The sequence below is a fragment of the Ensifer sp. M14 genome, assembly GCF_003355565.1.
Lineage (GTDB): Bacteria > Pseudomonadota > Alphaproteobacteria > Rhizobiales > Rhizobiaceae > Ensifer.
Window position 1 is genome coordinate 34747 of sequence record NZ_QJNR01000004.1, and the last position, 14555, is coordinate 49301.

A 14555-nucleotide genomic window follows, 5' to 3' on the forward strand; every position below is an offset into this window, starting at 1 on the left:
CGGCAATCGAGACGGTTTCGGACATGTCACACTCCTTTGGCTTGGTCCGGCATCGCAATGCCGGAGCGGTTCATGAACAACGGTGAGGCGGACTCGCCCGCGTCACAGTGCTGCAAACTAGAATAATCTACCAATTCCGTCAATTAAAAAGATGATGTCGCGAAAAATATTTCTCAACCAATCAAATTTTAGGGGGTACAGATGCAATATCCGTTCTCCCGATCCGAAACCGGAGGCCCTCACTATCTAGGAAGCGTCGAATCAACCTGCAAGGTACGAGGGTGATAAAGACAGCACTTTCGGACAAAAAAGGGGCGGCCCATAAGACCGCCCCTTCACATTTTGTATCTTCACCTCTGGATCAGGCCGCCGGTGCGCCCGGCTGCGTGGTTCCGGTGCCGGTACGGGTCGCCTCGCGATCCTTCCACCAGCGATTGAGGAAGAGCAGGATCGGGCCACCGATGTAGATCGACGACGTCGTCGCGACGATGACGCCGAAGATCATCGGCCAGGCGAAGCTCTTGACGGCATCGCCGCCCCAGATCGCCATCGGCACCAGCGACAGCGCGGTGGCCATCGAGGTGAAGATGCATCGTGCGATTACCTGGTTGATGCTCATGTCGATGAGGTCGGAGAACGGCATCGACTTGTACTTGCGCAGGTTCTCACGCATGCGGTCATAGACCACGACCTTGTCGTTGACGGAGTAACCGATCATCGTCAGCAGCGCGGCAATGGCCGTCAGGTTGAAGTCGATACCGGTCAGCGCGAAGAAGCCGATCGTCTTGGTGATGTCGAGCAGCAGAACTGCGATCGCGCCGACGGCGAAGTGCCATTCGAAGCGGAACCAGATGTAGAGCAGGATCGCCACCATCGCGAGACCGACGGCAAGGAAGCCCGAACGGGCCAGTTCCGTGCTGATCGTCGGGCCGACGACTTCCGTCCGCTCGAAGGTCACATCAGGAATCGTCTGGACGGCTGCATCCTTGATCTTGTTCAGGGCTACCGTCTGCTCCTGCTCCCCGCCGGGCTGGCGCTGAACGCGGATCAGGACCGACTTGTCCTCGCCGAATTCCTGTAGCGCCACCTCACCGATGTTGAGCGACTCCAGGCCATGGCGCAACGCCGGCAGATCGAGCGTCTGCTTGGATGTCGCTTCTACCTGGATACCACCGACGAAGTCGATGCCGTAGTTGAGGCCGGGCGTGAAGAACAACACGACCGAACTCACCGACAGAAAGGCCGACATGCCGATGGCAACAAAACGACCCTTCATGAAGGAGAAGCTCGGCAGCTTCGGCACGCGGCCGAAGAGCGAGGGGATCTCGAGTTTCTTCATCTTCCGGCGGACGACGACTTCGCGCATCATCAGGCGCACGACGGTGACCGACGTGAACATCGAGATGACGATGCCGAGCATCATGGTGACCGCGAAACCCTTGACCGGTCCGGAGCCGAACGCAAACAGCAGCACGGTGCCCGAAAGCGTGGTGACGTTGGAGTCGATGATCGTTGCATAAGCCTTGTTGAAGCCGATATCGAGCGCCTTCATGGCGCCGGCGCCGCCCTCGGTTTCTTCCCGAATACGGGCATTGATCAGAATGTTGGCATCAACCGCCATGCCGATCCCGAGAATGATACCGGCGATGCCGGGGAGTGTCAGGGTCGAGCCGAGCATTGCGAGCACCCCGACCGTCAAGATGGTGTGCAGCACCAGGCCGACATTGGCAATCATGCCCCATGCGCCGTAGAGCACGACCATGAGGGCAACGACGAGGGCGAAACCGACAAGACCGGTGAAGATGCCCATACGGATGGAATCGCTACCGAGGTTCGGGCCGACGGAGCGCTCTTCAATCACTGTCAGCGGTGCCGGCAGCGCGCCCGAGCGCAGAAGCGCCGAGAGAACGGTTGCTTCCTGCGCGGTGAAGTTACCGCTGATCTGGCCGTTGCCGCCGATGATCGGTTCGCGGATGACGGGCGCGGTCAGGACCTTGCCGTCGAGCACGATCGCGAAGGGGCGGCCGACATTGTCGCGGGTGATTTCGGCAAACTGCCGGGCGCCGAGCGAATCGAAGGTGAACGAGACGATCGGCTCGTTGGTGCGCTGATCGAAGCCGGCCTTGGAATCGGCCAATCGCTCGCCGGAGATGGCGATGCGGCTTTCGACCGGATACTTGTTGCCGTCGTTGGCACCGGGAAGAATATCGACACCGCGCGGTGCCGGCTGGGTCACATCCACGGTCTGGTCGAGCATGTGGAAGCTCATCTGGGCAGTCGAGCCCAGGAGCTGGCGCAGCCCGGTCGGATCCTGCAGACCCGGAAGCTGAACGAGAATGCGGTTGGAGCCGACGCGCTGGATCAACGGCTCGGCCACGCCGACCGTATCGACACGACGGCGGATAATCTCGAGGCTCTGTTCCACCGCCTTGGTCATGCGGTCGTTGAGGCCGGCCTCGGTCATCGCCAGGGTAATGTTACCGCCGTTTTCGGTCACTTCGACGTCGGAAGCCTCGCCGCCGAAACCAAGTGTGCCGACGGGTGCCGCGAGCTCCTTGAGCTTGGGCAGCGCCTTTTCGAGGTCAGCCGGATCGTCGATCTTGACAGTGACGGCATCGCCGCTGATGCGTGCCGACGAGGCCGGGATGCGCTCACCGCGCAGCGCGCGACGGGTGTCGTCGAGCAGGGTTTCAAGCCGTGCCTTGCGCAGACCGGCTGCATCGACTTCTAGCACCAGGTGAGAGCCGCCCTTCAGGTCGAGACCAAGCGTGACGGGCTTCACCGGCAGCCAGGCACCGAATTGCTCGCGTTGCGCCGGCGAGAGAACGTTTGGCAGCGCCGCCAGGCATCCGAAGAGGATGACGGCGACATAGGCGATAATCGCCCATTTGGATGTACGCATGTTGTGGTTCCAAGAGAGCCTGAGCGGGCGCAAGGCGCGTCGTCAGGACTTTGTTTCATCGGGGGCACGAACAGGATTACAAGGATCATCGTGCCCGAATATCGGAAACGATCAGGCGCTCGGAGGCGCGCGGATCTGCGGGCCGCGGTTCGGTAAACCGTCGGCGAAGGCAACACGGCCGAAAGCGAGTACGTCGCCAGTCGGCTCGAAGGGCACCGCCAGGACCGACGCAAAAAGCATCGGCACCGCGCCGTCACCGGTCGCGGATTTGGCATCCTTGCGCTCGGCGGTGAAGCGCAGATCCGAAACCGGCGTGGCGCGCGAAATCTGGCGCGCGGCGGGGTGATCCGAAGGAACGGTGTCAGGCGAGGAGAAATTACCCGCCTGCTGTTCGGCCGAAAGACGCGAGGAAAAGCCCTGGCCGACGACGATCAGCTGCATGGCCATGGAGGCACAGAACAGCCACAGCACGGCGAATAGCCGGCCGGCAAATCTGCCTCTGTTGCCACCACACACTGGGTCCATTCGGGACGCCGCCCCTTCCTCGGCGCTTGGCGCCTGAAAGTTCAATTCAGCCGGAATGCAGCAAATCTAGCCGAAGATCATGGCCGGAATCGAGCACGAGGCGCTCTTAACACCATTGCGGACGCGAAATGTCAAATTTCGCGCCGCTCGAACGGTGTCGTGGTTTGCAGTTTACGCGGTTGCGCCGGTCGTGGTGACCTGGTGGATCTCGATCAGCGACGGCCCGTTGCGTGCGCCAGCGTCCACCAATGCGCGCGGGAGATCGGCGACCGAGACCAGCCTTTCCGCCTCGATGCCATAGGCCTTGGCCGCGAGGATGAAGTCCGGCGCAGACGGCCTGACACCTTCGGGCGTCACACCGGTCTCGATCATGTAGGACTCGATCTCCTGGTAGCCGTCATTGTTCCAGACGAGGAAGACCACCCGCGCCTGAACGTCGACGGCAGAGCCTATTTCGGCAAGCGAGAACTGGAAACCCCCGTCGCCGACAAGGCAGACAACGGGCCGCGACGGGTCGGCGACGGCAGCACCGACGGCTGCCGGCGGCGCATAACCGAGCGCGCCATAACCGGTCGCCGAGTTGAACCAGCTGCGCTGGCGCGGCGCATCGCAATAAAGATTGCCGGCATAAACGGCCTGGGTGGAGTCCCCGACGATGGTGCAGTCCGGCAGCGCCTTGTAAACGGCATCGACCACGGCGATCTCCGCCCGCATCTTCGCCGTCAGTTCCTTCAATGCCGCCTTGCGCGCCACCTCGGCGCGGGCGGCTCCATCCTTCGGCGCATGCCCCGGCAGGAAGGCCAGAATGCCAGCCGTCGCGGTCTTGGCACCGGACAGGATCGAAAGCGCGGCATGCGGCCCGCGGGCGAGCTGTGCCGCATCGATGTCGGTGCGGATCAGATTGCGCAGCACCGGGAACCCGCCATCGGCATACATGTCGTAATCGGTCTGCCCCATCTCGGTACCAAGCGCCAGCACGAGGTCGGCCTCCTTGAGCAGCGAACGCACCGCCTTGAGGCTGGGGCTTGCGGGAACCCGCAACGGACTGCCGGCCAGCATGCCGCGCGCATTGACCGTGGTGACGACAGGTGCGCCGATCTGTTCGGCAAGCGCCCTCACCTCCGCCTCGGCGGTAAGCGCGCCGCCGCCGCAGATGATGACCGGGCGGGTCGCATCGGCGCAGAGGATGGCTGCGCGTTGCAGCGTCTCGCTGTCGGAGCGCGGGCGGGTGGCTGAGGCCGAGCGGATCGTCTTCGGCTCGATCCGCGCCGTCATGACATCGGTCGGGATCTCGATATGCACCGGCCCCGGCCGGCCGGACAAAAGCACCGAGAAAGCCCGGTCGACGACAAAAGGCAGATCGTCCGGATTGAGCAAGGTGTGCGAGTAGAGCGCCAGCGTCTTGATCATGCCGTGCTGGTCGGGAAGCTCATGCAACAACCCGCGCCCGTGGCCGAGCGAATCGCGGCGGTTGACGCCTGAGATCACCAGCATCGGGATGGAATCCTGCCGGGCCTGCGCCATGGCGGTGATCGTGTTGGTCAGACCCGGTCCGGTGATGACAAGGGCGACACCCGGCTTGCCGCTGACGCGGGCGTAGCCGTCGGCCATGAAGCCGGCGCCCTGTTCATGCCGGGGCGTGACATGGCGGATCTTCGATGCCGCCAGTCCGCGATAGAGTTCGACCGTATGCACGCCCGGAATGCCGAAGACCACCTCGACGCCATTGGCCTCGAGCAGATCGACCAGGGCTTCCCCTACCGTTTTCGTGGTCATGCGCGGCGCTCCTGAAGCAGTGTGGCGCGCTCGGCAAGCGCGGTGATGCGACGGCAGGCCTCGTCGATGGCGTTGTCAGGCACGGTCAGGCTGACACGCAGAAAATTCTGCGCCTCATCACCGAAGGAGGATCCAGGCATGACCGCGACCCCCTCCTCCTCCAACAGCGCCCAGGCGAAGGCTTCGCCGGTCATGCCCGTTGCCGAGACATCGATCAGCGTGAACATGCCTGCCTCCGGCGGCAGGACCAGAATGCCGGGCGCACTAGCGAGGCCATCGACGACGCGGCGCGAGCGGGACTTGTAGCTCTCGCGCATCCGCCGCGCCGTATCGATGTCGTGGGTCAGCGCGTAGGCCGTCATATCGGCGATGAACGGCTGTACGCCGAAGAGCATGGTTTCCGACACCGGCAGCAGTCGTCTGGTAAATTCCGCCGGGCCAACGGCCCAGCCACTGCGGAAGCCTGGAGCTGCGTGCGACTTGGAGATCGATGAGACGACGATCGTGCGCTCGGCCAGATCCGGATTGTCGAACGGAGAGGCAAAGACGGCGTCGAACACCAGCTCTTCGTAGACCTCGTCGCAGACGATCCAGAGGTCGTGGCGGCGCGCGACCTCGCCAATCTCGGCGATTTCGGCAGCGGTCAGCACGGCCCCGGTCGGATTGTGCGGCGTGTTGAGCAGCAGCACCCGGCATTCCGGCGTGATCGCCTTTTCGATATCGGCGGCCTGCATGTGGAAACCGAATTCCGGCTTCAGCGGTACCAGCACCTGATGCGCACCCGTCGACTGGATGACGCCCTCGTAGGTGGCGTAGAGCGGATCGCCGACAAGAACAGCATCACCGGCCTCGACCAGGCCCAGCATGACGCCGAAAAGTGCCGTCTGCGTGCCTGGGAAGCAGAGGACGTTTTCCGTGATCACATCGGCGCGACGACGGCGATACTTCTCGACGAGCGCGGCCACGACCGCGTGCTCGCCGCGGCCGTTGGAGTAGCGATAACGACCGGCGTTCATGGCGCGCTGGCATTCATCGATGAGCGCACGGTCCGGCGGCACGTCCGGCTCGCCGATCGTCAGTTCGATGATATCGGCACCACCCGCCTTCAATTGGCGCGCACGGATGTGCAGCGACCATTTTCCCGAACCGAGGTCTGCGAGCCGATCGGTGATCGAGGCGTAGCGCATGGTGTTCTCTCCCGTTTTCATTGTTTGTCATTGCCGATCGACGCGCCGAGCAGCGCCTCGACCGAGGCCATGGCGATGGCGACCAGTTCGCCCTCGCGGAACAGGTCTCCCGCCAGGCACCCTTCGATCCACAGGCCATCGACAAGACCGTTGATCGCGATCGCGTAGGCGCGGCAGGTTTCTGCGTCGGCCGGCTTGTTCTTCAATGTGAGGAAGTCGGCCAGCAGATCCTGCAGGGTGTTGCGGAAGGTCACATAGCCGTCGCGGTGGATTTCGGCGAGGATCGGGTCGACGCGTACCTGGCTGATGAAGGCAGCCCAGAGCGAGATGCTGCGGCTGTCGGCGACCGGCTCGGTCAGGTTGATGGCGATGAAGTCCCTCAGCCGTGTTTCCGGGTCGCCTTCGACGTGAGCCGCCTTGTCTGTCAAGGAGGCGATCACCGCGCGGTAGGCCTCGGCGACCATCTGGTCCTTCGATTCGAAATAATGCCGGACCAGCCCGGCCGTCACCCCGGCACGAATGGCAATCTGGCGGACCGTCGCACCCTTGAGGCCGAACTCGGCGATGCAGTCGAGCGTCGCTTCGATCAGTTCCTGGCGGCGTTCTCCCTCGGGGGCCCGGTGAAACGTACGGCGATTCATGCCGCCATCCGCGCCCGGGGGCCGGCGGACGGGTTCGTCAAATCCTTCGGGCGGAACGGACGCATGGAGGCTCCTTCAGGGAAATTCGGGTATGCGGCAGGCGATAAAAAAACGACGATACGCATTATTATACGCTTGAACAATAGCGGCACAAGTGCAACCATGCCTGCCAACAAACACCGTGACAAGCCAAAGATGCTGCGCGGAAAGACGACAGGGGAACTGTTTCATGCCTTCAAAAAAAGCTCGCAGAGCCATGGGAGCGGCGCGCCGATGACGGATGCGGCCCAGGCAATCGCGGTCACTGACCTGCACAAGCGTTTCGGGCCATTGGAAGTGCTGAAGGGAGTTTCGCTCACAGCGAAACAGGGCGACGTCATCGCCATCATCGGCGGCAGCGGCTCGGGAAAATCCACCTTTCTGCGCTGTATCAACATGCTGGAACTGCCCTCGGCCGGCACCGTCAGCGTGCACGGCGAAAAGATCCGGATGAAGCCGGACGGCCGAGGCGGACTTGTGCCGGAAGATCGCAAGCAGGTTCAGCGCCTGCGCAGCCAGCTCGGCATGGTCTTCCAAAGCTTCAATCTCTGGCAGCACATGACCATCCTCGAAAACGTCATCGAGGCGCCGATCCACGTGCTCGGCAAACAGAAGGCCGAGGCGATCGCAACTGCCGAAACCCTGCTCAAGCGTGTCGGGCTCTATGAGAAGCGCGATGCCTATCCGGCCTTCCTCTCCGGCGGCCAACAGCAGCGCGCCGCGATTGCCCGCGCGCTCGCCATTCAGCCTCTGGTCATGCTCTTCGACGAACCGACCTCGGCGCTCGATCCAGAGCTGGTCGGCGAAGTGCTTTCGGTGATCGGCGATCTCGCCCACGAGAAGCGCACGATGATCCTCGTCACCCACGAGATGAAGTTCGCGCGCGACGTCGCCAACCACATCGTCTTTCTGCACAACGGCGTCATCGAGGAACAAGGCCCGCCAGAGGCCATCTTCGGCGCACCCAGATCCGAAAGGCTCAAAAAGTTCATCAGCTCCATTCACTGAATTCAGCAATGCTCAACAACCAAAAAAGGGGAACAGCATGAAGAAGACATTGAAAGTCCTGGCGGTCGCAGCCGCCATTACCGTCAGCGGCGGCATCGCCGCTTCGGCGGAAGCCCTGAAGGTCGGCGTCGCCGCCGAGCCTTACCCGCCCTTCACCGCACCAGATGCCAGCGGCAAATGGGAAGGCTGGGAAGTCGAACTCATGAACGCCGTCTGTGCGGAAGCAAAGCTCGAATGCGTGCTGACACCGGTCGCCTGGGACGGCATCATCCCGGCGCTGACCTCGAAGAAGATCGACATGATCATGAGCTCGATGTCGATCACCGACGAGCGGCTGAAGACAATCGACTTCTCCGACAAGTACTACAACACGCCGACTGGCGTCATCGGCACCAAGGGCGTCGATTTCAAGCCGACGCCGGAGGGACTCGCCGGCAAGACCATCGGCGTCCAGGTCTCGACCGTGCACCAGGCCTATGCCGCCAAGCACTTCGCCGCCGCCGGCATCGAGGTCAAGGAATACCAGACGCAGGACGAGGCCAACAACGATCTGGCCGCCGGACGCGTGGACGCGGTTCAGGCGGATGCGATCGCGCTCAAGGCCTTCCTTGCGACCGACCAGGGCAAGGAATGCTGCGATTACAAGGGCGATGTCGCTGAAGACGTGGCCGTGATCGGCCCAGGCGTCGGCGTCGGCCTGCGCAAGGGCGAGACCGAGCTCAAGGACAAGCTCAATGCCGCGATCAAGGCGATCCGCGACAACGGCACCTATGACACGTTCTCGAAGAAGTACTTCGACTTCGACATCTACGGCGAATAAGGCGCAAGCGACCGGCAGTCCTCCGGCTGCCGGCCGCCGCCTTCGGAGGTCGAAGACGCATGGCATCGGATTCTATCGTCAATTGGAGCCTGCTCGCACTGTCCGCACCCGGCTGGGGCGGCGTACTGCTGCAAGGTTTCGTCAATTCCATCCAGATCGCCATCGGCGGTTTTGCGCTCGGCCTGACGCTCGGCGTCGGCGGCGCCTTCGGTAAGCTCTATGGCGGCCCGATCCTGCGCGATCTGCTCGAATGCTACACCACGGTCGTCAGGGCCGTTCCGGAGCTGGTGCTCATCCTTCTTCTCTATTACGCCGGCACCGATCTCCTGAACCAGCTGCTTGCACTGTTTTCGATCGGCCCTGTCGACATCAGCGGCCTGATGGCCGGCATCTTCGTCATCGGCGTGGTCCAGGGCGCCTATTCGACCGAAGTGCTTCGCGGGGCGATCAAGGCGGTTCCGGCCGGCCAGATCGAGGCCGCACGCGCCTACGGCATGTCGCCGCTGAAAGTGCTGCGGCGCATCACCCTGCCAGCGATGCTGCCCTACGCCATTCCCGGCCTCTCCAATCTCTGGCTGATCGCCACCAAGGATACGGCGCTTCTGGCCGTCGTCGGCTTCAGCGAACTGACGCTGGTCACACGCCAGGCCGCGGGTACGACCAAGGCCTATCTCCTGTTCTTCCTCGCTGCGGGCGCGCTCTATCTGGCGCTGACGCTCGTTTCCAACATCTTCATCGGCATGCTGGAACGGCATGCGAGGCGCGGTTTCGCGGAGCAGCGATGACGGATCAAACCACCCACGCCGTCGCCTTCACACCCGAAGACCTGCCGACCGCACGCAGCTTCTTCCAGCCGCATCGCATCGTGATGATGCTGGTCTTTGCCGCTTTCGTCGTCTGCGTCGCCGTCTTCATGCGCTGGGACTGGCTGCCGCGCTACCTGCCGCGGCTCGGTTGGGGCATTCTCATCAGCCTGGTGATGCTGTTCAGCACGTCGATCCTCGGTTTCCTGCTGGCGGTGCCGATCGGGCTGGCGCAGGTGACCGGTCCCTGGTTCTTCAAGCTGCCGGCAAAGGTGTTCTGCACCGTCATTCGCGGCACGCCGCTGCTGCTGCAGCTCTGGCTTCTCTATTACGGGCTCGGCTCGCTGTTCCCGCAGTTTCCCGCCATCCGCCAATCCTTCCTCTGGCCCTACCTGCGCGAAGCCTGGCCCTATGGCGTCGCGGCGCTGACGATATCCTTCGCGGCCTATGAGGGCGAAGTGATGCGCGGCGCGTTCGCGGGCGTTCCCGCCGGCGAACTGGAGGCGGCCAAAGCCTATGGCATGAGCCGCTGGACGATGTTCCGCCGCATCTGGCTGCCGCGCGCCATCCACCGCGCGCTGCCGACGCTCAATGGCGAGGCGGTGCTGCAGCTGAAATCGACGCCGCTGGTGGCGACGATCACCGTCGTCGACGTCTACGCCGTCATCTCCAAGGTGCGCCAGGAAACATTCCTGACCTACGAGCCGCTGCTGTTGCTCGCGCTCATCTACATGTGCCTCACCGGCATTCTGGTGGTGGCCTTCCGCACATTCGAAAACCGCATTCCAACTCGTGGTGCATGACATGAAGCTTTCCTCCGCCATCGACAACGCCATGCCGGAACTCGTCGCCATCCGCCACGACCTGCATGCCCATCCGGAACTGGGGCTGGAAGAGACGCGGACCTCGGCCTTCATCGCCCGGCACCTTGCCGAACTCGGCTACGAGGTGACGACCGGGCTTGCCAAGACCGGTGTCGTCGGGACCCTGCGCAACGGCAGCGGATCACGCTCGATCGGCATCCGCGCCGATATCGACGCCCTGCCGATCCTGGAGGAAACCGGCCTCGGCTACGCCAGCAAGACACCGGGACTGATGCATGCCTGCGGCCACGACGGCCACACGACGATGCTGCTCGGAGCGGCGCGCGCGCTTGCCGAACGCCGCAATTTCGATGGCACCATCCACCTCATTTTCCAGCCGGCCGAAGAGAATTTCGGCGGCGCCAAGATCATGATGGATGAAGGGCTGTTTGAAAAATTCCCTTGCGACGCGGTCTTTGCGCTTCACAACGAACCGGGCCTGCCCTTCGGCCAGTTCGCCCTGCGCGAAGGGCCGATCATGGCGGCGGTCGACGAAGCGCGGATCACCGTGCACGGGCGCGGCGGCCATGGCGCCGAACCGCAGGAAACCGCCGATCCGATCGTCTGCGGCGCCTCGATCATCATGGCGCTGCAGTCGATCGTTTCGCGCAACATCCACCCGATGGACCCGTCCGTCGTTACCGTCGGCGCCTTCCATGCGGGCTCGGCCAGCAACATCATCCCGGAGCGTGCCGAGATCGTCGTCGGCATTCGCTCCTTCGATCCCGGCGTTCGCGACGAACTGGAGCGCCGCATCCGCATGATCGCAGAGGCGCAAGCTGCAAGCTTCGGCATGCGCGCAACGGTCGACTACCTGCGCAGCTATGACGCGACCATCAACCACAAGACGGAAACAGATTTCGTCCGCGACCTCGCCGTTCGTTTTGCCGGTGCCGACAAGGTTGTCGACCTCGCCCGCCCATTCATGGGCAGCGAGGATTTCGCCTATATGCTGCAGGAGCGGCCGGGCACCTACTTCTTCCTGGGCTCGAAGGTGAGCGGCGAGGAGAGGCCCCTTCATCATCCCGGCTATAATTTCAACGATGACCTGCTGCCGATCGGCGCCGCATTCTGGACCGAGCTTGCGGAAGCCTATCTGCCGACCCGCTGAAAGCCGGCCCTCAAGCGTAAAGCACATTCCACTTCTTCGTGCCGGCGCTGACCGGCGCGCCCGCTCCCTTTTGCCGCAAGCGAGACATTGCCGCAGTGTGACAACGTGGCGGCCTGCCCATCATTGACCTTTGACAATTTTGGCGCAGATTCAAGCACATGCTGAAACGCGGGTACAACCACAGGATTGACCCGGTCTGAAAGGCACTGCGCAAGGCCTGGGATCGCAATGATGCGGGGCTGAACGTGCGCAGCAGACCAGAAAGCTGCAGCGACCCTTGCGCGCCAGAACAGGCGCACGGCGCTGCACGTCTGAAAGGATTGTGCCCGTGTTTGAAAGTTTCGATGCGACGATACTTGCCCGCATCCAGTTCGCCTTCACCGTCTCGTTCCACATCATCTTCCCGGCCTTCTCGATCGGGCTTGCAAGCTACCTCGCGGTGCTTGAAGCGTTGTGGCTGTGGAAGAAGGACGAGGTCTATCTCGAGCTGTTCAATTTCTGGAAGACGATCTTCGCCGTCGCCTTCGGCATGGGCGTCGTCTCCGGCATCGTCATGTCCTACCAGTTCGGCACCAACTGGAGCGTCTTTTCCGACAAGGCGGGGCCGATTATCGGGCCGCTGATGGGCTACGAGGTGCTGACCGCCTTTTTCCTCGAGGCGGGATTCCTGGGCGTCATGCTCTTCGGCCTCAACCGCGTCGGCCCGAGACTGCATTTTCTGGCGACCGTCATGGTGGCGATCGGCACGCTGATCTCGGCCACCTGGATTCTCTCGGCAAATTCGTGGATGCAGACGCCGAGAGGCTTTGAAATCAACGAGGTCGGACAGTTCGTGCCGGTCGACTGGTGGGCGATCGTCTTCAACCCGTCCTTTCCCTATCGCCTCGTGCACATGGTGCTGGCCGCCTATCTGACGACCGCCTTCGTCGTCGGCGCCTGCGGCGCCTGGCATCTCATCCGCAGGACGGCACCCCGCCGCGCGCGAAAAATGTTCTCGATGGCGATGTGGATGGCGGCGATCGTCGCGCCGATCCAGATCTTTGCCGGTGACATGCATGGCCTCAACACGCTGGAGCACCAACCGGCCAAGGTGATGGCGATGGAAGGCCATTACCAGAGCCACCCGGACGGCGCACCGCTCATCCTCTTCGGCATTCCCAACTCCGCCGAGAACCGCGTCGACTACGCCATCGAAGTGCCGAAGCTGTCGAGCCTGATCCTCAAGCACGATCTGAACGCGCCACTTGCCGGCCTCGACACCATTGCCGAGGAGCTGCACCCGCCCGTCGGCATCGTCTTCTGGTCGTTCCGCATCATGGTCGGCCTCGGCTTCGCCATGCTCGGCATCGGGCTCTGGAGCCTGTGGTGTCGGTATCGCGGCACGCTGGACAACAATACCTGGCTGCATCGAGCCGCAGTCCTGATGGGCCCGGCCGGTTTCGTCGCCGTGCTTGCCGGCTGGGTCACAACCGAAGTCGGGCGTCAGCCCTATACGGTTTACGGTCATCTGCTGACGAAAGACTCGGTCGCACCGATTGCAGCACCTGCCGTCGGTGCATCGCTGCTGGCCTTCATCATCGTCTACTTCTTCGTTTTCGGCGCAGGCACCTTCTACATACTGCGGCTGATGGCGCGGCTGCCGCGCGATCCGACGCCGGATCTCGACGAGGGACCGATCCGCACGGCCCGTGCCGCTCTCGCCAACCCCCATGGAGGTCATCATGGACATTGATCTGCCGCTGATCTGGGCCGGCATCATCGCCTTTGCTGTGCTCGCCTACGTCATCCTCGACGGTTTCGACCTCGGTGTCGGCATCCTCTTTCCGTTCTTTCCGGAAAAACATGATCGCGACGTGATGATGAACTCGGTCGCGCCCGTCTGGGACGGCAACGAGACCTGGCTGGTGCTTGGGGGCGGCGGCCTGATGGCGGTGTTTCCGCTTGCCTATGCCACCATCCTGCCGGCACTTTACGCGCCCATCATCGCCATGGTCATCGGCCTCATCTTCCGTGGCGTCGCCTTCGAGTATCGCTGGCGCACGAGGCGGGCCGAGTATCTCTGGAACTGGGCTTTTGCCGGCGGCTCGATGCTCGCCGCCTTCGCGCAAGGCATCACGCTCGGGGCACTGGTTCAGGGCATCCCCATTGCGAACCGCGCCTATACCGGCGGATGGTGGGACTGGCTGACGCCGTTCTCGATCATGACCGGCATCGCCGTCGTCGTCGGCTATGCGCTGCTCGGCGCCACCTGGCTCGTCATGAAGACCCATGGAGACCTCGCGGATCGGGCTCGCAACCTCGCCCTCAAATGCTCGTTCGGCACCATCGCCGCCATGGGCATCGTCAGCCTGTGGACGCCCTTCCTCGAGCCGCTTTATCTCCAGCGCTGGTTCGGCTGGCCGACTGCGATCTTCAGCATCATCGTGCCTCTGCTGGTCCTTGGCTGCCTCTACCTCTTGATATCGGGCATCAGGACGCGTCATGACACACGGCCGTTTCTTGCCGCGCTCGGGCTGTTCGTGCTCGGTTATGCCGGCATCGGCATCAGCTTCTTTCCCTATATCGTGCCGCCGTCGCTGACGATCTGGGATGCGGCAGCACCCGACGCGAGCCTGTCGTTCCTGCTCGCAGGCGCGCTGGTGCTGGTGCCGATCATCCTTGCCTATACCGGCTATGCCTATTGGGTGTTCCGCGGCAAGATCGACCCGGAGGAGGGCTACCATTGAAAAGCGAAACGGGAACCGGCCGCAAGCTTCTCTGGTTCATCGGCCTCTGGTGTGCAGGCGTGGCGACCGTCACCGTCGTCGGGCTTGCGATCAAGCTGATGATCGGCACCTGATCATGATGGTTCGGTGACAGGGCATAAAGCCTCGCTCAAGC

The 14555-nt window shown here is 63.0% G+C and carries 12 protein-coding genes; 7 read left to right on the plus strand and 5 right to left on the minus strand.

Annotation, left to right across the window (positions count from 1 at the left end; all coding sequences use genetic code 11):
• Window positions 1-361: 361 nt before the first annotated feature.
• The 5 genes from secD to BLJAPNOD_RS00275 all read right to left on the minus strand — a co-directional run bounded on the left by secD (window position 362) and on the right by BLJAPNOD_RS00275 (window position 7031).
• On the minus strand, window positions 362-2902 hold the full coding sequence (gene secD, locus BLJAPNOD_RS00255; protein WP_077502842.1) for a protein translocase subunit SecD: 2541 nt from the start codon (window positions 2900-2902) through the stop codon (window positions 362-364).
• Window positions 2903-3013: 111 nt separating this feature from the next.
• Entirely contained in the window at window positions 3014-3427 is a 414-nt protein-coding gene (locus BLJAPNOD_RS00260; protein ID WP_077502843.1) for a hypothetical protein, read from the minus strand.
• A 171-nt stretch (window positions 3428-3598) separates the two neighbouring features.
• Window positions 3599-5203 carry a 5-guanidino-2-oxopentanoate decarboxylase gene (locus BLJAPNOD_RS00265; protein WP_115418525.1) on the minus strand — a complete coding sequence of 535 codons (1605 nt, stop codon included), beginning with the start codon at window positions 5201-5203 and terminating at the stop codon, window positions 3599-3601.
• Entirely contained in the window at window positions 5200-6390 is a 1191-nt protein-coding gene (locus BLJAPNOD_RS00270; protein ID WP_115418526.1) for a pyridoxal phosphate-dependent aminotransferase, read from the minus strand. The genes BLJAPNOD_RS00265 and BLJAPNOD_RS00270 overlap by 4 nt, the downstream gene beginning before the upstream one ends.
• Before the next feature lie 17 nt (window positions 6391-6407).
• Window positions 6408-7031 carry a TetR family transcriptional regulator C-terminal domain-containing protein gene (locus BLJAPNOD_RS00275; RefSeq protein WP_077502846.1) on the minus strand — a complete coding sequence of 208 codons (624 nt, stop codon included), beginning with the start codon at window positions 7029-7031 and terminating at the stop codon, window positions 6408-6410.
• A gap of 273 nt (window positions 7032-7304) precedes the next feature.
• Here BLJAPNOD_RS00275 and BLJAPNOD_RS00280 point away from each other — a divergent pair, with 273 nt between their 5' ends.
• The 7 genes from BLJAPNOD_RS00280 to cydB all read left to right on the plus strand — a co-directional run bounded on the left by BLJAPNOD_RS00280 (window position 7305) and on the right by cydB (window position 14401).
• Complete coding sequence (locus tag BLJAPNOD_RS00280; protein WP_115421064.1) at window positions 7305-8078, plus strand: ATP-binding cassette domain-containing protein; 774 nt, start codon at window positions 7305-7307, stop codon at window positions 8076-8078.
• Between the two features lie 37 nt (window positions 8079-8115).
• Window positions 8116-8898, plus strand: coding sequence for a transporter substrate-binding domain-containing protein (locus tag BLJAPNOD_RS00285; protein WP_115418527.1), 783 nt, complete (start codon window positions 8116-8118; stop codon window positions 8896-8898).
• 59 nt (window positions 8899-8957) lie between these two features.
• On the plus strand, window positions 8958-9683 hold the full coding sequence (locus tag BLJAPNOD_RS00290) for an ABC transporter permease (protein WP_115418528.1): 726 nt from the start codon (window positions 8958-8960) through the stop codon (window positions 9681-9683).
• A complete protein-coding gene (locus BLJAPNOD_RS00295; protein WP_115418529.1) occupies window positions 9680-10504 on the plus strand; it encodes an ABC transporter permease in 825 nt (274 codons plus the stop codon). Before BLJAPNOD_RS00290 ends, BLJAPNOD_RS00295 begins: the two co-directional genes overlap by 4 nt.
• 1 nt (window position 10505) lies before the next feature.
• The gene (locus BLJAPNOD_RS00300) at window positions 10506-11675 is read left to right on the plus strand and encodes a M20 aminoacylase family protein (protein WP_115418530.1); all 1170 of its coding nucleotides are present in this window, start codon (window positions 10506-10508) and stop codon (window positions 11673-11675) included.
• Window positions 11676-12003: 328 nt separating this feature from the next.
• The gene (locus BLJAPNOD_RS00305) at window positions 12004-13407 is read left to right on the plus strand and encodes a cytochrome ubiquinol oxidase subunit I (RefSeq protein ID WP_115418531.1); all 1404 of its coding nucleotides are present in this window, start codon (window positions 12004-12006) and stop codon (window positions 13405-13407) included.
• Entirely contained in the window at window positions 13397-14401 is a 1005-nt protein-coding gene (gene cydB, locus BLJAPNOD_RS00310; RefSeq protein WP_077502852.1) for a cytochrome d ubiquinol oxidase subunit II, read from the plus strand. The genes BLJAPNOD_RS00305 and cydB overlap by 11 nt, the downstream gene beginning before the upstream one ends.
• Window positions 14402-14555: the final 154 nt, after the last annotated feature.

What these genes read in the sequence shown, in the direction of transcription:
- BLJAPNOD_RS00290 (WP_115418528.1), top strand. Translation starts at nt 8,958, where the DNA reads ATGGCATCGGATTCTATCGTCAATTGGAGCCTGCTCGCACTGTCCGCA.
- BLJAPNOD_RS00280 (WP_115421064.1), top strand. Translation starts at nt 7,305, where the DNA reads ATGACGGATGCGGCCCAGGCAATCGCGGTCACTGACCTGCACAAGCGT.
- BLJAPNOD_RS00275 (WP_077502846.1), bottom strand. Translation starts at nt 7,031, where the DNA reads ATGAATCGCCGTACGTTTCACCGGGCCCCCGAGGGAGAACGCCGCCAG.
- BLJAPNOD_RS00295 (WP_115418529.1), top strand. Translation starts at nt 9,680, where the DNA reads ATGACGGATCAAACCACCCACGCCGTCGCCTTCACACCCGAAGACCTG.
- BLJAPNOD_RS00260 (WP_077502843.1), bottom strand. Translation starts at nt 3,427, where the DNA reads ATGGACCCAGTGTGTGGTGGCAACAGAGGCAGATTTGCCGGCCGGCTA.
- cydB (WP_077502852.1), top strand. Translation starts at nt 13,397, where the DNA reads ATGGACATTGATCTGCCGCTGATCTGGGCCGGCATCATCGCCTTTGCT.
- BLJAPNOD_RS00300 (WP_115418530.1), top strand. Translation starts at nt 10,506, where the DNA reads ATGAAGCTTTCCTCCGCCATCGACAACGCCATGCCGGAACTCGTCGCC.
- secD (WP_077502842.1), bottom strand. Translation starts at nt 2,902, where the DNA reads ATGCGTACATCCAAATGGGCGATTATCGCCTATGTCGCCGTCATCCTC.
- BLJAPNOD_RS00270 (WP_115418526.1), bottom strand. Translation starts at nt 6,390, where the DNA reads ATGCGCTACGCCTCGATCACCGATCGGCTCGCAGACCTCGGTTCGGGA.
- BLJAPNOD_RS00265 (WP_115418525.1), bottom strand. Translation starts at nt 5,203, where the DNA reads ATGACCACGAAAACGGTAGGGGAAGCCCTGGTCGATCTGCTCGAGGCC.
- BLJAPNOD_RS00285 (WP_115418527.1), top strand. Translation starts at nt 8,116, where the DNA reads ATGAAGAAGACATTGAAAGTCCTGGCGGTCGCAGCCGCCATTACCGTC.